General features: G+C 39.4%; 16 protein-coding genes and 1 pseudogene. 8 read left to right on the top strand and 9 right to left on the bottom strand.

Annotated elements, in window-relative coordinates; genetic code table 11:
- Nucleotides 1–94: 94 nt before the first annotated feature.
- Nucleotides 95–1,351, top strand: coding sequence for a carbohydrate porin (locus tag AC3CIA_RS03575; protein WP_372045662.1), 1,257 nt, complete (start codon nt 95–97; stop codon nt 1,349–1,351).
- A 367-nt stretch (nt 1,352–1,718) separates the two neighbouring features.
- Here the strand turns inward: AC3CIA_RS03575 and ltrA are convergent, their stop codons facing one another.
- Together ltrA and AC3CIA_RS03565 are read right to left on the bottom strand one after the other, a co-directional pair.
- Entirely contained in the window at nt 1,719–3,191 is a 1,473-nt protein-coding gene (gene ltrA / locus AC3CIA_RS03570) for a group II intron reverse transcriptase/maturase (RefSeq protein WP_488518527.1), read from the bottom strand.
- 578 nt (nt 3,192–3,769) lie between these two features.
- A complete protein-coding gene (locus AC3CIA_RS03565) occupies nt 3,770–4,705 on the bottom strand; it encodes a LysR family transcriptional regulator (RefSeq protein WP_488518526.1) in 936 nt (311 codons plus the stop codon).
- 68 nt (nt 4,706–4,773) lie between these two features.
- On the opposite strand from AC3CIA_RS03565, the gene AC3CIA_RS03560 reads away from it, so the two are divergent.
- Nucleotides 4,774–5,619, top strand: coding sequence for an alpha/beta fold hydrolase (locus AC3CIA_RS03560; RefSeq protein ID WP_488518525.1), 846 nt, complete (start codon nt 4,774–4,776; stop codon nt 5,617–5,619).
- 282 nt (nt 5,620–5,901) lie between these two features.
- Nucleotides 5,902–7,050 (top strand): HD domain-containing phosphohydrolase, encoded by a 1,149-nt coding sequence (locus AC3CIA_RS03555; RefSeq protein WP_488518524.1) that lies wholly within the window; start codon nt 5,902–5,904, stop codon nt 7,048–7,050.
- Between the two features lie 255 nt (nt 7,051–7,305).
- Here AC3CIA_RS03555 and AC3CIA_RS03550 read toward each other — a convergent pair whose 3' ends face one another.
- Nucleotides 7,306–7,509: a pyrophosphatase gene (locus AC3CIA_RS03550; RefSeq protein ID WP_488518523.1), complete on the bottom strand. Its 204-nt coding sequence runs from the start codon at nt 7,507–7,509 to the stop codon at nt 7,306–7,308.
- 421 nt (nt 7,510–7,930) lie between these two features.
- Here AC3CIA_RS03550 and AC3CIA_RS03545 point away from each other — a divergent pair, with 421 nt between their 5' ends.
- Nucleotides 7,931–8,830: a DUF6236 family protein gene (locus AC3CIA_RS03545; protein WP_488518522.1), complete on the top strand. Its 900-nt coding sequence runs from the start codon at nt 7,931–7,933 to the stop codon at nt 8,828–8,830.
- A gap of 319 nt (nt 8,831–9,149) precedes the next feature.
- On the opposite strand, the gene AC3CIA_RS03540 is transcribed toward AC3CIA_RS03545, so the two are convergent.
- Nucleotides 9,150–9,869 carry a BTB/POZ domain-containing protein gene (locus tag AC3CIA_RS03540; RefSeq protein ID WP_488518521.1) on the bottom strand — a complete coding sequence of 240 codons (720 nt, stop codon included), beginning with the start codon at nt 9,867–9,869 and terminating at the stop codon, nt 9,150–9,152.
- Between the two features lie 251 nt (nt 9,870–10,120).
- Here AC3CIA_RS03540 and AC3CIA_RS03535 point away from each other — a divergent pair, with 251 nt between their 5' ends.
- The gene (locus tag AC3CIA_RS03535) at nt 10,121–11,011 is read left to right on the top strand and encodes a hypothetical protein (protein ID WP_488518520.1); all 891 of its coding nucleotides are present in this window, start codon (nt 10,121–10,123) and stop codon (nt 11,009–11,011) included.
- 201 nt (nt 11,012–11,212) lie between these two features.
- Here the strand turns inward: AC3CIA_RS03535 and AC3CIA_RS03530 are convergent.
- From AC3CIA_RS03530 to AC3CIA_RS03520, 3 genes and pseudogenes are all read right to left on the bottom strand, one after another.
- A pseudogene (locus AC3CIA_RS03530) lies at nt 11,213–11,563 on the bottom strand (regulator).
- A gap of 457 nt (nt 11,564–12,020) precedes the next feature.
- Entirely contained in the window at nt 12,021–13,430 is a 1,410-nt protein-coding gene (locus AC3CIA_RS03525) for a DEAD/DEAH box helicase (protein ID WP_488518872.1), read from the bottom strand.
- Nucleotides 13,430–13,963, bottom strand: coding sequence for a hypothetical protein (locus AC3CIA_RS03520; protein WP_488518519.1), 534 nt, complete (start codon nt 13,961–13,963; stop codon nt 13,430–13,432). Before AC3CIA_RS03520 ends, AC3CIA_RS03525 begins: the two co-directional genes overlap by 1 nt.
- A gap of 101 nt (nt 13,964–14,064) precedes the next feature.
- Here AC3CIA_RS03520 and AC3CIA_RS03515 point away from each other — a divergent pair, with 101 nt between their 5' ends.
- From AC3CIA_RS03515 to AC3CIA_RS03505, 3 genes are all read left to right on the top strand, one after another.
- Nucleotides 14,065–14,277 carry a helix-turn-helix domain-containing protein gene (locus AC3CIA_RS03515; RefSeq protein ID WP_372276220.1) on the top strand — a complete coding sequence of 71 codons (213 nt, stop codon included), beginning with the start codon at nt 14,065–14,067 and terminating at the stop codon, nt 14,275–14,277.
- A gap of 296 nt (nt 14,278–14,573) precedes the next feature.
- Nucleotides 14,574–14,780, top strand: coding sequence for an antitoxin Xre/MbcA/ParS toxin-binding domain-containing protein (locus tag AC3CIA_RS03510; RefSeq protein WP_102522755.1), 207 nt, complete (start codon nt 14,574–14,576; stop codon nt 14,778–14,780).
- A gap of 250 nt (nt 14,781–15,030) precedes the next feature.
- Entirely contained in the window at nt 15,031–15,507 is a 477-nt protein-coding gene (locus AC3CIA_RS03505) for a hypothetical protein (protein WP_488518518.1), read from the top strand.
- 210 nt (nt 15,508–15,717) lie between these two features.
- Here AC3CIA_RS03505 and AC3CIA_RS03500 read toward each other — a convergent pair whose 3' ends face one another.
- Both AC3CIA_RS03500 and AC3CIA_RS03495 read right to left on the bottom strand, forming a co-directional pair.
- Nucleotides 15,718–16,275, bottom strand: a complete 558-nt coding sequence (locus AC3CIA_RS03500; protein ID WP_488518517.1) for a hypothetical protein — start codon at nt 16,273–16,275, stop codon at nt 15,718–15,720.
- Entirely contained in the window at nt 16,268–19,045 is a 2,778-nt protein-coding gene (locus tag AC3CIA_RS03495) for a hypothetical protein (RefSeq protein WP_488518516.1), read from the bottom strand. The genes AC3CIA_RS03500 and AC3CIA_RS03495 overlap by 8 nt, the downstream gene beginning before the upstream one ends.
- Nucleotides 19,046–19,059: the final 14 nt, after the last annotated feature.

Below are 19,059 nucleotides of genomic sequence, written 5' to 3'. Positions count from 1 at the left end.
GAGCTATGCTCTTCAATGTCGCAAAATGCCTATATTTGCCCAATATGAACTCTACACTCATCGAAAGGAAGTCGAGATAATGAGAGAAGCTTTAATGAATATGAAATTGTCCTCACTAAGTTTAGCGATAGTGGCCACTATGGGCTCTGGGCCTATTTGGGCTGCCAATTTTGATAGCCCAGACTCGGTTGAAAATACCATAGCGCAGCAGAAGTCTGAGCAACTCGATTGGCGCGAGTCGTTAGCGGCTGAGGGCTTTACGTTTGGTGCGGATTACTTCTCTTTGGCGATGCAGTCACCAGATGGAATCAATGGTGATTCGGTTGATGCTTCGTCTGGTGTAGCGCGTGTTTATGGTTCTTGGCACCTAACGGGTAAAAGCACAGAAAACAGCGGCAGTATCGTCTGGAAGGTAGAGCACAGACACTCATACACAGATACGTCACCGAAGCAGTTTGCTTGGCTTGGGCAAGATCAAATCGGCTACGTTGGTATGATTGGCCCGGCGTATAGTGATCAAGGTTTTCGCGTGACCGACCTCAACTGGAAGCAAAAAATCAACGATGGCAAAGGGACGATCATTGTCGGTTGGCAAGATGTTACCAACTATGCGGATGTTTATGCGTTGGCGAGTCCGTGGTCAGGTTTTACCAACCTTGCGTTTTCAACGGGTGCAGGGGCAATGGGATTACCTGATGATGGTGTTCTAGCGCTATCTGCTGGTCATATGCTGGGGGAAAATTTCTACGTTGTAGGCGGAGTTGCCGATGCTAAAGGTAAGTCGGATGATATTTTTGAAGGCTTTGATACGCTGTTTAACGACACGACGTTATTTACCACACTAGAACTTGGCTGGACGGCATCACAAGAGCAAATTTATACCGACAATTTCCACGTGACGTTTTGGCATATGGATGCGGGCTCAAGACACAGTTTGTCTTCAACGGTATTGGTTGATGGTACAGTCGTAGGTGGTGAGTCAGGTCAAGGTGTGAATTTCTCATGGAGCCAATTTGTTACGCCTCAAGTGATGTCGTTTGTTCGTGGTGGTATATCGGAAGGTGATGTTGCGCTGTATGACAAATCGTTATCAGTTGGTGTAGGCTACTTTGGCCTTGGTAAACCGACCAATAACCTCGGATTAGCAGTGAACTGGTCAGAAACGAACAGCGATACGTTGCAAACGTTCTTGAATGCAGGAAAAGACCAAATGGCTGCCGAGCTTTATTACAACATGCAGTTTGGCGATCACGTACAAATTACGCCAGATATTCAATACATCAAAGAACCAGCATTCTCCAACGAAAGCAGCGCATGGGTGTTTGGTGTAAGAGCTCGAGTGTTTATTTAAATTACTTTCTATACGTTCAACATTTATATCAGCATCGAGTTCACTGAGGGATACACAGGTTAAAAAAGTAAGTTGATTCGGCGTATCGGATGTCTCTTTTAACCTCGTTTATGCAATTGTTCTGTACCATTTATACTGGACATAAAGTTAACGACTTTCCATACCTGTAGTTATCTATGAATTACTAATTTAGGAGAAGCACTGACACACTTTTGTCCAAAGACGTGCTGACGCCGATCTCGGCAAACACGTCTTTGTCGGGTGGACGACACTTGTTACCAAGTGCCGTCTCCCTAAGAACCCAGCGTGCAACTTTCACTGCACTAGGCTCAAGCCTCCACAAAGGCATCAAATGATACCCAGCAACTTATAACGCAGTCGGGACAGGCTCTTTCCAAGAGTTACGGGCTAGCCTTTTGGACTTTCTCTTTGCCAAGTACTCTTGGTATTGAGGGTCAAATGGTGTCGCTGCACTTCGGATTTTCACATGTCTTTCTATCGGCACTTTAGCTATTTGGAAGAGATTGAACTGGCAATCCATATCCATGATCTTCTGCCAACCGTGAAACTGCCATTGTCCTTTACGGTTGATGAAGTATTTTAGGGCGATCCAAGTTTTAGACTTTGTTGGATGACGCCTTTTCGTCCAGTGCCATAACGTATGGAATAGTTTGTGACCTACATAACCGAATATCTGTTTTGCCACGCAGTGTCGATAGTAGTTCGACCATCCCCTGAGTTTCGGATTTATCAGTTTGATAAGATCATTCACTGGAAGGGTTACGTGCTTTTTGATGAGTTCACGCAGATTACTTAAGAACATTAACGTGTTGGATTTACTCGGCTTAATGAGCAATTTTCCTTTGTACTTCCTATGATTAAAACCTAGGAAATCAAAGCCATCGTTGATGTGAGTGATGTGCGTTTTCTCTTCGGAGAGTGTTAAGCCTCGTTCAGCTAAGAAGTCAGCAATCAACGGTTTGATATCGTTCTCAAGCACTTCCTTTGAAGCGCAAGTGACGATGAAATCGTCGGCGTATCCAATAAAGTTGGCTCTTGCTCCCTTTTTGAGAGCGGTAGACTTAATTTGCTGTTCGAGACCAGAGAGCGTCATTAACATCAAGGTTGGGGATATAATCCCACCTTGAGGCGTGCCTTTGTTGGTGTCATAGAACAGCCCTTTGTCTATAAAGCCAGACTTTAGCCATTGTCCCAACATACGCTTATCAACGGCAACATTATTCATCAGCCATTGATGCCCGATTTTGTCGAAACAGGCTTTGATGTCCCCTTCAAGAACCCATTGCGCTGAACGCTTCTGACTCAGGCAGATGAAACACTGTCCGATAGCATCAGCCGTGCTGCGTTTTGGTCGAAAACCGTAACTGTTAGGGTCTGCAAGGCTTTCCGATACGGGCTCTAACGCTAATAGGTGAAGCGCTTGTTGCGCTCTGTCTATCATGCACGGGATACCCAGTGGTCGAAGTTTGCCATTCTTTTTGGGGATATAGAGACGCTTGAGTGGTCTAGCTTGGTAAGCTTTTCGACTCAATTGATTAACTGCTTTCATGCGGCGTGTATCTGTATTCCAGATAACACCATCTATTCCAGGCGTTTTACTGCCTTTGTTTTGTGACACTCGCTTAACAGCAAGAAGTTTTGCTGAACGCGAGTGAGTCAGTATCCATTGCAAAGCTTTCACTTTGCCGTGTTTACCTTCTCGAGTTGCCTTTGCGATACGCATCTGGAGCTTTAATACGTGCGACTCAACAGATTTCCAGTCGATTGACTGCCATTGAATGCTGTCAGGAGAGGCACTAATCTCTTTTGAAATCATCATTTGCGTTTCTCCTTGAATAAAGTTCTTCAAATTCTCTCGCAACGGGAGACCAGTCGGAAGTGGGCTCACTTTCGTGATCAGACACAGGTCTGTATCTGCATCGTTACAATGCAGCCTTCGCTTTTTACAACCTCCTATACCTGCATCACTATCGGCCACATAGGCTTTCCCAAAGGGAGTGATACAGGCTTACCGTGTTCCGTATGTTGCGCAATGTCAGGGTAGATGCCCGCTATGGTGCGAAGAGTTCAATGATCACGAAAGAGCATGGGGCAATCTCTTTCCGACTCTCGTGCCTTTTGGCTACAGCGTATTAACCACTTCCGCTGTTTCATCACATAACGCACCTTACGCGGATTCACTTCTGTTCATCATACTGACTACCTAGCACTCACCCGATTGTGGTTATCAGGAGGATCGTTCTCTCACGATTCAGATCCCGATTGGCTAATAGCCAATCTTCGTTACATTGTCAGACTCGCTACTTTATTCAGAGCCTTAGGTTCATCTGGTGATACAGATGGTTCACACATTAAGCGGTGAACAGCGCTTCATACGACTTCACGTCGCACGCCCCATTATGAGTTAGAAGATAATTTTTCGGCGATGAAATCTACAAGTAACTTTGATATGTGTGAATGAAAATTTATTGCACGATGATGAATGAATATTGTCAGTGGAGATAAATCATAATCTACAGAAACTTGTTGTAATTCATTCTGTTTTATTTCATCTAAGCAGAAGCTACTGGGCAGAGCGACAAACCCAAGCCCACGTTGTGCAAGAGCTTTTGCCGTAAATCCACCATCTACTTTTATTCTCGATTTTGGCGATAGTGACTTATACTCATTTGACTCTGGAATAGCAAAAATCCAAGGATCACCTCCAAAAGATTTATAGCTTGATATACAAGGCATTGACTCCAGTTCAGTTAGGTTTTTTGGCAAGCCATAGCGGTTAATACACTCTTTAGAAGCCAAGATAATAGTGTCCCATTGGCAAAGTGGCTTCGATACCCAATCTCTGTCATCGAGTTCTCCTCGCTCACAGCTAATAATAATATCGGGGTCGTTTGAGATAGCATTTTCAATCGCAGTACTGTGCTCACAGTACAGTGTAATGTCTGTATATGTGGCTAAAAAATCCGCTAAAACCTCACCAATAATAGGTATATCTGGAGAACTAAGTCGAATGCTTCCTTTAAGGGAGGTCTGTGCCTCACTTAGTCGCTGTAGTGACTGATTGAGGTTGTACAATGGTTCTCTAATTTCTTGGAAAAAACGCTCACCCATCAGTGTTGGGGTTACTTTACGAGTTGTTCTATAGAATAGCTTTTCACCCAATACCGACTCTAGTTGTTGGATGTGTCTGCTGACGTTGGAACTTGGAATTGCTAGGTGTTCGGAGGCTTTAACAAAACTATGGTTTTCATAAACGGAAAAAAATGATTGTAGCCAAACATTATCAATTCTATCTAACATGATTATCCCAAAATTTGAGCTATAGAAACCCATATTAGCTCATTTAATAGGCCTAAACCATATCCTAGAATGGTTCCATAACAACCAGAGTGAGTATATAAATGAACGATAGAAATCCTTTACTTGTCCATCGTGATAATTATCATTTACAAGTCGAGCAGCATGGAACAGGCCCACATTTGTTAATTATTGGTAGTGTGAACTACTACAAGAAAGTCATTCCCGAATCTCTGCACAATTACTTTACTTGTGTGTATGTGGATCATCGCGGATTCTCAAAATGTGATGCTGTAAATCCAGTTGAGTTTGTCAGCTTAGATACTATCACTCGTGATATTCAAGCAATATGCGACAGCCTAAATCTAACTAAAACTAGTGTTTTAGGCCATTCAGGTCATGCGTATATGGCAATGCACTTTGCAAGTCATGCGAAAATAAAGATCGAAAAGTTGATTGTAGTTGGTGCTGCGCCAAGTCTGTCAGGTGATATGCAAGAGAAACAGTTTACTCATTGGTCTGAAAACGCTTCTGAACAACGAAAAAAGTTGCTAGATACAAGTATGGCTAGACTAGAAAGTGATATTGCCAAACAGCCAGAACGTAAGTTTGCGCATATCTGTCGTAGATTAGGCCCAATGAGATGGAAAGATGCATCATTTGATGAGTTACCTTTGTGGGATGATGTTGAAATGAATACACCGCTACTAGATACGCTTTGGGGAGAAATATTCAGAGATATCGAACTTACGCAGTTTTCTTCAAACTTGGATGCCACCGTCATTAATGGGGAACTAGATTTTAGCATTGCTCCGATTGAGGTGTGGGAAAGCATTGAAGGCGCATTTAAATCATTACAGCTAATTAAGTTAGAAGATGTATCGCATACGCCAATGCTAGAAGAACCAGAAAAATTTATTGAAACGATCCTGAGTATATTTAACCATTAGATAAAATTCATAGTTATGTGTAGTTGATAGTTCAAACAATAAGGAGCGGAAGTTTGAGTAGTTCAGACTCTAACAAGCTTTTGTCCAGAGGCTTCATATACCTGAAGTTTTACTCGTGGCACTTTTCTCAAAAAGTGCCAGTTAGCTCAGATCTGCCCCAATATTAGTTTCAGCCAGAACATGCACTTTCTTAGCCAGCCTAAATTCTGCTAATGTCAGATGAAATACGCGAAAAAGAACTAGACTTAAAGTCAATATCGATTTTAACGGACTGAAAGCTCTATGAGTATAGATTTTCTTACAAGAAAGAAATATTTAACGAGTCATGACTTCTATCGAGATCTCATTGATTTTTTTGTACAAGAAGCCAAGAGCGATATCGGATATTTCCACTTCTATTCTCATACTAACGAAGAAATCGCATTAAATGTTTGGTCAACCTCTGTTTTGGAACATTGCCATTGCAGCTATGAAACCCACTATCCACTATCATCTGCAGGAGTATGGGCAGATAGTATAAGAACTAAAAAGCCCGTAATACACAACCACTATGATGCAAACTATTCCATAGATGACTCTTTACCGAAAGGCCACATAAAACTAACTCATCACTTCAGTCTTCCCGTAATACAAAATAATGACGTAGTTGCGGTCATCGGTATAAGCAACAACAACGCACCATACAGTCATGACTTCGTAAGTTATTTTTACAGTATGATCAATGACATCTGGCCTCAGGTACAAACAAAGGTAAGTAAGATTGAATCTGGATTAGCTAAAAACAAGCTAGAATTTGATTCTTCTACCCCCATCGCGATTATGACTAATATGCTAGGCTCAATATCTCGTGCGCTTGAAATTCGTGATGAATACACTTCCTCTCACCAACGTAATGTCGCTCATATATGCGATCTTATAGCTAATAAACTTTCACTAGAAGACTCTGTGAAAGAAGGACTAGTCATTGGAGCATTGATTCACGACATCGGGAAAATTACGATCCCGTCTCAAATCTTAAATAAGCCTGGGAAGCTCATGCCAGCAGAGTACAAGTTACTCCAAAGTCATTCAGAAGTAGGAGCAAAGATTTTTCATGAAGTAATTTTTCCTTGGCCAATCGTCGAAATGATCAAACAGCACCATGAAAGGTTGGATGGCTCGGGCTACCCAAACGGAATCAAAGGGAATGAAATTTTACTTGAGGCTCGGATTATAGCTGTTGCAGATACCTTCGATGCTATGGCAAGTGATAGACCATATAGGAAGGCTGTCGGAGCGGAGAAAGCTATCAATACCTTAGAACAAGGCCGAAATAAGCTATACGACCCCTGTGTAGTAGACGCTTTCCTTACTTGCTACAAACAAGATGAGACTTTAGGTGGGTTGTATACACCTGTGAATTTACAATACAAATGTAGTAATAATCTTTAGCAAAGCTCCAAGTTAGCCTATTTCTAATTGTTTGGTTTGCCATAAAAAAGGTAATTCGAACATACTCAATTTAAGTAATTGCCCTAAATTATTTTTGTCCAGAAACGTTTTTAAAATTGATCAAACTCTATTGTCCTCCGACAATAATCGCTAGATATAGAGCGAGCATAGGGTCAGATAGTGTTTAAAAGTAGGTAGTGGTTAGGGGGAATTGGTGATCTTAATTACACATCCCTGTGTAACGTATTCTGAATGTCAGTTGGCTTTAAAGCGCTTCATAAATTGACTAAAGCGAGGAATCAGGTTTTGCACAGTCGGCGCATCGGGAATCTCATTTACAAAAATCATAAAGCGCTGTGCTTTACTTTTATCTCCTTGAGCAGTCCCTGCTAGTATTGCTTGAGCTAAAATTACATGCTCAGCGGTAACGTCCTTATTCGAAAATTCATGAATCAACATAGAAAATCCTAATAAGTATAAATACGGATGTAATAATACAATATGTTGATATTTATATCGATAGCTTCTGGCATTCATCAATGTCAGGTTTGTGTAAAAGCAAGACAATGATGTGCACCATCAATACTGGACAGTGAGCTTAGTGACTTTCCATACTTATGCTAATTCGTGATTTGCTAATACTTGGTTCTCCGATACTCATTTCTGTCCAGAGGCTTCATAGATCTGAAGTTTTACTCGTGGCACTTTTCTCTCAAAGTACCACTAGCTCAGATCTGCCCCTTTTTTAATCTCGATTATTGATAAGCTTAAGCACAGATGCCTTCGCCGAGCGCAAATTTTAATATGTAGACTCAAGCGGCTTTTGCAACTAATTGCTTATGGGTTACAATGTCCTTTTATCTATATGGTTATGGGGAATATGATGGAAAGAGGTGTTATTGCGTTACCGATGAACATTCAGTACAACATGACAGGTTTGTCATTCAGTTCGAAACTAACTCCTGAGATGGTTAGGTACTATATGTTGTACTGGGACAAGATGATTGTTCCCGACAACAACCTCATATCTTTCGGTATTCCCGACCAAGAAGACCTCGTCGCAACAGGAAAAGTTCTGAGACCTAAATTGAGCTTTGGCAATGGACGATACTCTAGCCAAGATATTGCTGATGCAATGCTATTAGAGCAAGCTGAACTAGCTAAAATGTTCAACAAAGATCCTAATGTTGATTGGCTTATTCATCAATCTGATTGTAATCAGTTCTACTTACCTCCTGAGTTGTCCGAGCAAAACGATCATATTCGTTTTGGCTTGACTAACGTGCTTCCTGTTCCTGATCGTTCGGTGAATATTAACGAGATACTTGAATTCAAAGATTACCGAAGTGACGAGCTAGGTGATTTACATAACTGCATAAATGAAATGTATAAAGAAGTGTTATCTGCACCCGATCAAACTCTTGAGGGCAAACAAGCAATAACTAGATTTCAAAACTCGATCAATAACCTTGACCAAGTATCAAAGGAAAGATTCCGTATTTTCAATAAGTTTGATATTGACGTTCAATACAAACTTTCTGGGAAAGACCTAATTCAAACAACAGGTTTGGCTAACCTCGGGGGGGCAGCATTACCGGCTTTTGGAATCGATATGTTCACAGGTTATTCTTTTACTATGGCAACTGCGGTTGGTGCTCTTGCTGGATTTGTGTCTGGTTTAGAAGTTTCTGTGTCAAGAGGCCAAGCATTGAAAGAGCCCACCAACAACCCATTAATGTACCTGTCTAAAGCATCAGAAGTTGGAATAATCACGATTTAAGGCTTGTAGTGATCTGAACCAGCAGAACTGGACACCTCACTGAGCGACTTTCCGATAGCAAAAGTTATCCGAGTTTTTCTATTTTACGTGATCACATATTTTACGTGATTACTCTAAGAAGGCTTTGTTCAAAACCAGTTTAGAGCATTTGATCTAAATGGTTTATGCCCCACCTTTTACTCATTCATATCCTGTTCATGGGGTTTTGTCCTACTAGAAGTTATCCATTCTTCAAATGCTGTTCGTCGTGAATCCCCGTGTTGTATCACGGGGGTAAATTCGACCAACTCAACAGAGTGCGCTTAAATGGCTTCAATAATTATGAACTAAGTGATTTTTTTATGAAGTGGTTTTCGTTATCAGTTTCAAGAACGAATAAGCACTGAAAATACTCATTTTCTTCTATTTTATTTGGTTCACATATTTTTATTAAGTTAAGAGCAAGTATGCTATAGCGGTTATACCAGATAAAGTACTCTGTACAGACATGAGCTTCCTTCTCGTCTTCTGTTTCAATTATCTTATGATTCATCATATGGCTATACGTATAAGCACATTGGACAAGAACGTTTACACTCCCAAGAATGGAATGAGCAAGCTTCAACATCTCTTGCTCTTCTTCGTTAGTAAGAACCCTAGTTGTATGTGCGTACGCTTGTAGTATTTCAACAATTTTTTTCCCTTCTAGCTCATTGTGAAAATTTTTATTGTTTACTCGAAGATTGATTTTTTCATCGAAAGCCTCTTTAAACCTTAAAAGTTTATCTTTATATGAGTCCACTTCAATTATAGCGACATTTTTTCTGTAATTTTTTCGTTCAATTTCTAATGTTTTATAAACAAACCATGCCGCTATTCCTGAAGCAGCAAACGTAAGTGGCCCAATTATTACACCGCTAAAGAATGTTGAAAAATGTGCCCAAGGTTCAGGATCATTGCTTATAGGAAGTTTATAAAAATTCATGATGTATAGCCCTAACCAAATCACAGCCCAAGATGTTACAACCCAGATTAAAGCTACTGTCTTATTTTTTTTCATTGATAATCACTTTTAATAGTCATAAGGACAAATTGTCAAACAGACACAAACCACCTCGATTGAGCATGGTGATTTCTATGAATTATATTGATTTAAGTTCTTTGACAATAGTTCTTTATAGTCCTACCAAGAAAGAAATCAATGTAGGTTCAGATAAGTTTAATAATTACTTCGTCTAGTTAAGATTACCTTCCCCTGCTAGTTAGAGGTGATTATACTTTGCATAGACTAAGTAATCAGAGGTTTAATTAATGAGTTCGAATTTTTTCGATCCCCATAAGAGTTTTTTAAGTCTTAATGTAGTGAGAGTAACAGCGTTTGCTCTACTTTCCTTTTCAGTATCAATTGCAATCACAATAGCTTGTAATTCAAACCTTACGTTTAATTGGAGTTATGACGGTTTCAATCTATTTTTTATGGTTTTCAAATTCCCTCTTTCTATTGCCGCCCTAATTATTCCAGTAATCGCTTTGCTTGCAGCGAACCACCGTTCAGAACAAACAAAGGAACAAATTCGCGTCACCAATGAACAGAATGTATTCTCCAACTACTACAAACACATAGATGAATTCACCAAGTACCTATCTCAACGTGTAGATAAAGAGATTGATTTAAGATTTGCTCATAACAATATCTACCCAGATGCGCCGACTGGCAATTATGCGATTAATCCGTTGCTATTAGCTTTACTGTCAAGACTTGACCTAGTTGTTAATGAGATTGAAAGCTCATACACTAACGCTATAGATTCAAATTTGGATCAGGAAACCCAGAAGCGTTACTACAAAATAATTTGTGACCTCTATGACTTTATGTACAGAGATAGCCAGGACTATGTGAATTTTCTGGCTGTCAAAGCTAACTCACAATACTCAAACTCTTATCTTTATCAATCTATGAGTTTTATTTATGTGTCTCGACTGGTAATTGAAAAAATAGAATTACTTTGCAAATTTTCTATCGATTACGCTTCCCCGATAAAACGATTAACATCGATACACCTCGATTTAAATAAGATCTATGTACAGACAACGCCCGACAGTCAAAAGGGATTGGACATGGGGGTCTCAAAAAAAGAAGACCAAACATTAGAACAAGCAACCACAAAATTTATGGGATTTGTACATAAAGCTTTAGAATAAAGTAAAATAAAAAAGCCGAACCCTCTCGATAAAGGTTCGGCTTATTTCTCCTTGATATGACCAAAAAGGAGGACTGACTAATCCACTAAACAAGGTATATCTTTGTGCCAGTCAAGGTAACCATATCAACGAAAGATTACCTAGTTAACTGATGCAACCTAGACTTTGAATTCGCATTGATAAAACCATACTTTTCTAATCCTATTTCTTAATATTCGCTATCGCCCTAGCTAATCCAAGTAGGTGTGTTGAAGTCTTAATCTCTAACTCTGATTGAATCCCCAACTGCTAGTATTTGTTGTGGCTTCACCACTTGGCCTGTCGACAGCTCCATACTGTCGTATAACATTTTGAACTGCACCCAATCTTCACGAATGCTAAGTTCTCTACCTTTGGCCATCCGCATAAGTCTTGTGCACTCAGGAGGTATTGGTTTTTCCTCATCTCAAGCTGTGACTGTTCTCACAGTTTTAAAACACAGTTCAGCGACTTCGTCATTTAGCACTCTAACTCTCGAAAAATGTAATTCTTACTCATTTCGCGATACTTCAATGAGCCCCCCCTAAACACAAGAGGTTGACTGATTTTACAAGGTATGCACCATTAAACATAATCAGACAAAGTGCGCACTGTACAAAGGCGTATTAATTGGCAAACTGGCCTTATAAAAAGTTATTCATGAATCACTAATATTAGAATCCCTGAAACTCAATTTATGTCCATCTTTGAGCTAGCTCATAGCTTATTCTGTGATATGTGGCGAATTTCAACCTAAACGGTGTCGGTTGAAATTGGCCGAGTTTTATCATGTTATAAAGAAAAGCTTGGGCTTAGTAGCTATGAATGTTACTGCCCGAATGGAACATGAATTAGCGGTCTTGTATCACGACTTACGTCTATGACGTGTTGGTCTGTTTCCGCTCAGAAATGTATATTTTAGAGTCGGTTATTACGCTAGTGGCTTTGCGATTAATAATATAACCTGCTTATTTATTGGACTATCGACGGATTAATCTTGATAACGAAATACATCAACAATTTGCTGTCTAAAGTCACCAACGATATCAAAATAGTGGTTGTTAGATTCAGAATTTTGACTCATTAGGTTTGCTGATTTTTGATCTTTTTGAGTTGTTCGTGATGCTTCCCATCTATCCATATCGAGTGAGTCATCTTGGCGAGTGTCGTTGGATGGTTGAGGTTCATGCTTCTTTGGGAGCGTCGAGCTTTTGGCATCTATGTGTTTGTGATGTAAGACATTGTGTTCAGGGATTTCTTCAGCAACTCGGTGTGCATATTTCACTAAGTTGGGCTCGGCGAAGGTGTACAACCACGCTTCTTGGTTCAACCCTTGGTTTATCCTCAATATACGGCCTAATACCTGCCTAAAATAAAGCTCTGTTTTTACGTTGCTTAAGTGACAACAGACTTGAAGCCTTGGAATGTCGGTTCCTTCACTGATCATTCCCACACTGACGATCCAATCAGTATCATTGCTTCTAAAATCATCAATAATGCTTGGTGGGTCATCATGCTTATAAGTAACAATAGCCGCTTTCTTTTTAAACTCCCCAGAAATAATCGCATGTAATCTAATCGCATGTTCGATGGATGAAGCAACCACTAATCCCGCGGCATTCGACTTCTTTTGTTGAATGGCTTCTAGTGTTGCTATGCCAGACTTTATTAGATACCTCATGCAGGTATCATCATTGATGATGCTTTGATAGCGAGCACAAGGTTCATCGAGATAGTCACTAATGGATGAGAAATAGCGAGCTTCGGATTCGCTAGAGGTAGCTGTGATCTGATCGTTATCTACTAAAACAATATTGGGTAAACGGCACACGCCATCTTTAACAGCTTGGCTTAACCCATATATATAATCGCATTCAATTTTTGTATTGGCGGTGTTATAGCTCGATAAGCTAATTGGTGCTTTATCTGAACGCCATGGCGTACCAGTTAGTGAAAGCGTGTAACGGGCATGAGATTGAATATGTTCAATAATCGTTTTACCCCACGCATTTGCCTCCGCAATATTTAGTCCTGCACAGTGGTGAATTTCATCAAATACCACCAGTACACGATGGTTTCGCAATAGTGTCCAAAAGGACTCATCAAAGAACGGCAAACACTGATAGGTGTACGAGGCTCCTAGAGCGCCGATAACGCCATCAAAGCGACAATTAAGACGAGCCTTAAAGGTGCGCGACAACCCTTTAGATATAGCGGAAGAAGGCGAAAAACAGAGTACAAAATCAATTTTATCTTTTTGAAATAGTCGGGATGCGACTTCTGCAGCCATGACGGATTTTCCCGCCCCTGGTGTAGCGAGGCAAAGAAAGTGATGTTGGCCTTTTTGGTAACGATTTAAAGCTAACTCTGTACACTCAGATTGCCATTGTCGTAAAAGCATCATGAGAGGGTTAATGCCATTTTGATGGCTCGTATTTCCCCGACGAGCTTTGAGCTCTGTACTTTAGTTTTATGCCTTACATCATAAAGGCTTTCTTTTAGGTGGGGGAACTGAGAACTCAGGTCCTGATAGGTTTCAAACTCATGTAAGCATGCCAAGAAATCACTTTCACACTGTTCTAGCCTTTCTTGAAGTATGGCTTTAGGGAGCGCTAGCTTGCTTTTACAAGGTGTTTTTTTTTGGCAAATAGTTTGGTCATCCCCAGTGGTTTCCCATGATGTTTTGGAAAATAGAGCTGTCTTTTGGTACGTAGCTTTCTGACCTTCATCAACGCATACCTTATTGAGTAATTTTTTCTTCACTAGACGTAAGATATGTCGATATACAAATCTTCTTGCTGTTGCTTTATCGAGCTTTGGATCAGAAAGTACCATGAAGCGATCTCTAAGTTCTAACACAGAGAAATCATCAAGTTGTTCTTCAACGAGTATTTGATAGAACTGCTGAATTAAGGTGATTGGCTTGCTTGGCATTTTGTTGACCAGAATTTCGAGTTAAACTTTTAATGCGGATTATAGTCCGTGGCTTTGTATACCGCAACTAAGGATAGTTTTCATTTTTACTTGGACTAAAAATGAAAGACTTAGCGGTTAAATTTGGCATGAAACTACGTGACGTGCGCAAAAAAAATGGCATATCTCAAGATAAGCTCGCATTGATTGCTGACATCGATAGAAGCTATGTTGGCCGTATTGAACGTGGAGAAGTGAACATCACATTAGAAAAAGTTTATGGTTTAGCGCAAGCATTAGAGTGTAATGTTACTGAATTACTACCAGGAGCTTAGTTATTCGGAATCGTCGGTCATCGTATTCAAGAAACGTAGTGCTCCCCATTAAGTATCCTGTATACACTGTTTTTTGAAATATATAATTATCGATCGGTCTCTGTGATGTACGGAATGCTTAGTTGGCTAACGATCACAGAATAGTTATGAGTTAGTTCAATAGCACTAGCTCTGTTTTACCTCATTCTTGTTGAGATCATTACTATCTATCAGTTTGTGAATCATTATTTGGCCTATTTTTCTTAATGTAGGTATGGTGTATAAGACCTATCACATAAACTTAGGCGGGGTTTAAAGTGAATAAAGAAACCAAAAAGAATTATGACAAAGCATTTCTGACTGCGCTAACACTCTTTGGAAGTGAAGAAGCCGCTAATCATTGGTTCAAGAACCCAGTTCGAGGACTGGGTAACAAACGACCAATTGATATGCTTTCGACAGCCGAAGACACTAAGGTTGTAATCGATTTTATCGGCCGTTTAGAGCATGGAGTGTTTTCGTGAGATTTTTATCCGTGGTACTTTCTAGCTCGAAAGTGTCCAGAGACGTTTCAGCGAGTGTCGTAACTCGCCTCTGTCCAGAACCTTAAAAGTCTAACACTTTACTCATGATAAAAATTTATTGTCCACCGACAAATATAACGAACGCATAAGTACAAGTTTGATTTAGAATGTTGGTATGAAAGTAGTACATTGATGAGTCATGATTTACTCTACCCGAAGAAGTAACTAGAACAACGACGCTGAGTTTAGATTGAATAAAAATAAAAAATGCAACTTACCCGAACATCACATTACTCCTGAAAATTTTGTGCGTCATGCTTGGGAGATGGACTTTAGAATCTCTACTGCTGACTCATCAGTACTTCACTCTGATTTCATTAAACATACCTCATTACTCGCCGAGCAAAAAGGTATCGGTGTTCACTATTTAGATTTTTCAGAATATGACTCAGCAGCTGCAGCATTCTCCGCAAAAGAAAATTCAAGATTTCTTGAAGCTATCGAAAATGGAAGCAAAAAAACTTTGTTATGGTTTGTTAATTGCGGATCACTGGCTCATTTAAATGTTGATGTTACGTACTCTCTCAGAACCATTTTGACGACTAGGTATGGAAGCAACACACAATCAGTATTCATAACAACTAAAGCATCATTATTAAAGATGTTTGCAGATCGCGAAGCCCCTTTTTACCAAAGTCACTTTAGGTTGACTGGCTATGGTTGCTAGCTTTGCAGCTCACTTATCATAAAACGTGTCTTACTTTTAACTTTCCGGAAAAATACTCTCTGAAGTAGAATTTCAGCACTTCATTTGCATGTACGATGTCAGTACAAGACATGCTTATAGGGCTTTTAAGTCTATTTCCTTGACCACCTCGCTTGATAACGTAACGTTGATGGGCGCATTAAAATAAAGTTAACTTAGCTAAATAGGAAGTTACAACCCAAGCTTCACTTTCAAATCCAAAGGTATTTTATCAACAGCTAAATCAAGAACATCTTTTGTCGTTTTAGCTTTCAACTCACTCAGTTCTTTATCGATATTTTGATGAATCTTAACGATTAAGTCTTTTTTCTTAGCTCTAATACCTGTGTTCATTTGTCTGCGTCTTTGTTTTAACTGCTCTTTTCCATAAGACTTTAACAAATCAGAATTGGTTTCATCAAAAAAGCCCAGAATCATAGGGCTAAATTTTGACATTCTAAAAATGCTTTGTGCACTGACTCCCAAACTTTTAGCCACTTCAGATTTTGTTATTTGATATAGTGATTTAGGAGTTTTTTCATTGGCAATCTTTCCATAGTTTTTAATGTTCTTTTCTTTTTCTTTTTTAAGTTCCAAGATCATTTCCCAGGACCTATAACTTGTATGACTCTCATTACCGACAACCCAGTCAGGTTTAATAAGAACCTCAGTCCGAGCACTAACCTTATCAAGGTCATCAAGAAATTCCTCACTCATCAGTTCATCTAAATCAAAGTCTGTCTTATCCATAATTCAACCTATCTTGTTCCAATTTAGACTCAATAGCACTTATCGAATTTTCAATAGCACTCAATATCTGTCCCACTTGTTCTTTATTTGGAGCAGTTGCCTGCAACTCTCTGATTCTCTTGTAGCCGGAACGGAGTGTTGGAAGGTGATTTTCTAACATAAATCCCAATGCATCCTTATTGAGAGCCTCTTTGACCATCGGTTGAATTGCTTCCCAAATCCCGCGAATATGACCTTTTGTAATAACTGAATTTACACAATGAAGACAAAACTCTGGCTTAGCGTCCTGCGGGTTTATGCTACCAAACTTGGCACATTTCGCACGCTTCTCACTACCTTCCCTAGGGACACAAATAGCAAAAGGACTTGGCTCAATGGTAATAATACGACGGTTAATCGTTTCTCTTAACGCTTTAACTTCACTTTCAGAAATCGCTTTTGTTAAACTCTTGGCTTTTTTTACGTACCTTGCAAAACCTCCAAGATACTCTTCTCCAATCTTATCAGCATCAAGCAGTAGCATTTCAACTATAGAATTAAGATAACGCTGCCTTGCTACCTTAATTAGACCACGTGCATCCTTATCTCTAAGGTAAGCCATAAAAAAAGAGTTATCTAGATGACAAAATTGATGCTGAATAACAGCTCCGACATCTCCTTGGTAGCGAGTTAATACGGCCTCGGCCCATACATGCCGTAAAGAATGACAGGATGGGTAACGAACTCCTTCAAGTAACTCATTCATAAGATCTGAAATAGATTTGGTGTCTAGTACCACGAAACGAGAACGAAGCAGTGACTTAGTAACATCTGACAGATAAATTTCAAACAAATTCTGATGTTGTTCATCAATTGCTTCACCAGTTTGAATATAAGATTCAAGTGACGCTTTCAGCTCTCGTTGAGCTTTGGGGGACTTAAAAGATGTAAAACGTAACCTTTTATCCCAGTCTTGCCTTACTTTAATAGCTGTTGTTAGTAGATGCGTGTAACTAGCACTCCCAACCCTATAACGCGCACTCAATTGTTCTAAATCTTGTATGTCACGCTCATCAAGCGTATTTTTTTTATGTAATGAATCTAGCTGTATTGCATCAATAAAAGGCTGATAATTTAATACGAAAAACTCCCAGTTGGACTTCACTCTCATTTCAATAAACATCCCTGATTCGTTTGTTCTTTCCTTAACGAATGTAGGCTCGTACAGACATGGGCCACCTTCTACAGGGGAAAATGCGTCATTAAGTTGAACGGCGATTTGGTAACACTGAGAAGTAATTTCCCTGTTGATTTTTGTTGATTTATTAGTTTTAGGTACAATCCATTTCAGTTTAAAGCGAAAAGGAATATACGAATTATCAAGAATATCTTGATTTCTTTCTATATGAATGGCGTCAAGTGGGAAGCCAAATTCACTTTTTCTGTAACCCAACCAAGCAGCAACAAGCGTAAGCATTGAGTGAAACACTCTGTTCAATTCAGCCCTAAAGGATCTATAATTAGGTCTAGTACCTCTTTCTAGAATCCTACTACCAAAATCTACTATATCTCTCAAAAAATCTATTTTACTTAGCTTTTGGGTCTCCGTTATATCATCCATTTGTGAATACACTTCATCAACATGCACTTCTGTCAGGTTTCGAATGTCTAGAAAACTCTTTTCGAGCGAAGATATATACCCTGCCCACACTTCCTCCGGTGATTTATGACAGCCTAAATCATAGAACTTCTGGAGCATTAAAATCCGTATAACTTCAACGACATCAAATCGCATCCCCAAACCTAATTTCAAGGCCAATTCTTCTATGCATTTTTCATTTAGTGACATAGCTTTATCAAATTCAGCTAAATACTGAGAATAGATAAATTCTTTTACTTCCTTAAAAAGGTCATTATGACGAACGCCTCTAGTAATCATGGTGTTACTTTGTAAATCATAACTGCTCATCGCAGATACAATCACACCTAGGAGTCTTGAGTATAAGCCTTTATCTCTTTCTCTAGTTAGGCCGTACTTTGAAATAAAGAAGGTAAGGGTCTTTTTATAAATGATTGTGTAGAGATAATCTTGCTGATAATTCTGCCTGAGGTAGTCAATGTAGTATTGACCAAGCTCTAACCCCAAGAAATTGAAGCTGCCTCCCTTTCGATATTCATTTAATGTAATATTGAGAGTAGAACGGCACACATCATCAAGTTTGGACTCAATTTTTTTCTGTGTGAGGCTTTCATCAATAACCCCAATAACACCTAACGATTTAAGGTGATTGCGAATTTTAGCTAGAGGCAAAAACTTGATAGCCCCGTTATAAGATGGGGGTGACAACCGGTTGTAAAAACCATTTTCATTTACCGATTGGATTAAGTAAGACTCCCAGAATGCATCTATATTACTTGAATCAATCATTTGGTACTGTGAAGCATTTAGAAAAGCAAAAATATGCTCTATCATTTGCGGAATAGCTGTAGCGCCATAGATATTTTTTTCGGGCAGAGCTGCAACAAAAAACAGCTTGCCGTACTCCTTCGCTGAAAGCGAATATCGGAGCCCATCAAGGCATAATGTAGCTGCCACATCACGATTTACATGAGGACAGTCTAAAATTGAAAAATCAATCTTAGTTACAGATTTAACAGTCTTATGATTAAAATAAACTGCATCATCAAAAAGAGTTCCTTTCCCAACAAAAAAATCAGGATGTGCTATCAGTTTTTTATTTTCACTTTCCCAAAAATCACAATAACGACTATCAAGCTTCTTCACCTCCATAATAAATCCCCTTA

The organism is Vibrio sp. QJM3NY_27 (assembly GCF_057785955.1).
The sequence above is the reverse complement of the archived record's forward strand: the minus strand, read 5'-3'. Positions and strand labels throughout refer to the sequence as shown.

Coding starts and splice junctions, on each gene's coding strand:
- AC3CIA_RS03560 (WP_488518525.1), top strand. CDS start 4,774: ATGAACGATAGAAATCCTTTACTTGTCCATCGTGATAATTATCATTTA.
- AC3CIA_RS03540 (WP_488518521.1), bottom strand. CDS start 9,869: ATGAAAAAAAATAAGACAGTAGCTTTAATCTGGGTTGTAACATCTTGG.
- AC3CIA_RS03515 (WP_372276220.1), top strand. CDS start 14,065: ATGAAAGACTTAGCGGTTAAATTTGGCATGAAACTACGTGACGTGCGC.
- ltrA (WP_488518527.1), bottom strand. CDS start 3,191: ATGATGATTTCAAAAGAGATTAGTGCCTCTCCTGACAGCATTCAATGG.
- AC3CIA_RS03520 (WP_488518519.1), bottom strand. CDS start 13,963: ATGCCAAGCAAGCCAATCACCTTAATTCAGCAGTTCTATCAAATACTC.
- AC3CIA_RS03535 (WP_488518520.1), top strand. CDS start 10,121: ATGAGTTCGAATTTTTTCGATCCCCATAAGAGTTTTTTAAGTCTTAAT.
- AC3CIA_RS03525 (WP_488518872.1), bottom strand. CDS start 13,430: ATGCTTTTACGACAATGGCAATCTGAGTGTACAGAGTTAGCTTTAAAT.
- AC3CIA_RS03500 (WP_488518517.1), bottom strand. CDS start 16,275: ATGGATAAGACAGACTTTGATTTAGATGAACTGATGAGTGAGGAATTT.
- AC3CIA_RS03575 (WP_372045662.1), top strand. CDS start 95: ATGAATATGAAATTGTCCTCACTAAGTTTAGCGATAGTGGCCACTATG.
- AC3CIA_RS03565 (WP_488518526.1), bottom strand. CDS start 4,705: ATGGGTTTCTATAGCTCAAATTTTGGGATAATCATGTTAGATAGAATT.
- AC3CIA_RS03555 (WP_488518524.1), top strand. CDS start 5,902: ATGAGTATAGATTTTCTTACAAGAAAGAAATATTTAACGAGTCATGAC.
- AC3CIA_RS03495 (WP_488518516.1), bottom strand. CDS start 19,045: ATGGAGGTGAAGAAGCTTGATAGTCGTTATTGTGATTTTTGGGAAAGT.
- AC3CIA_RS03545 (WP_488518522.1), top strand. CDS start 7,931: ATGATGGAAAGAGGTGTTATTGCGTTACCGATGAACATTCAGTACAAC.
- AC3CIA_RS03550 (WP_488518523.1), bottom strand. CDS start 7,509: ATGTTGATTCATGAATTTTCGAATAAGGACGTTACCGCTGAGCATGTA.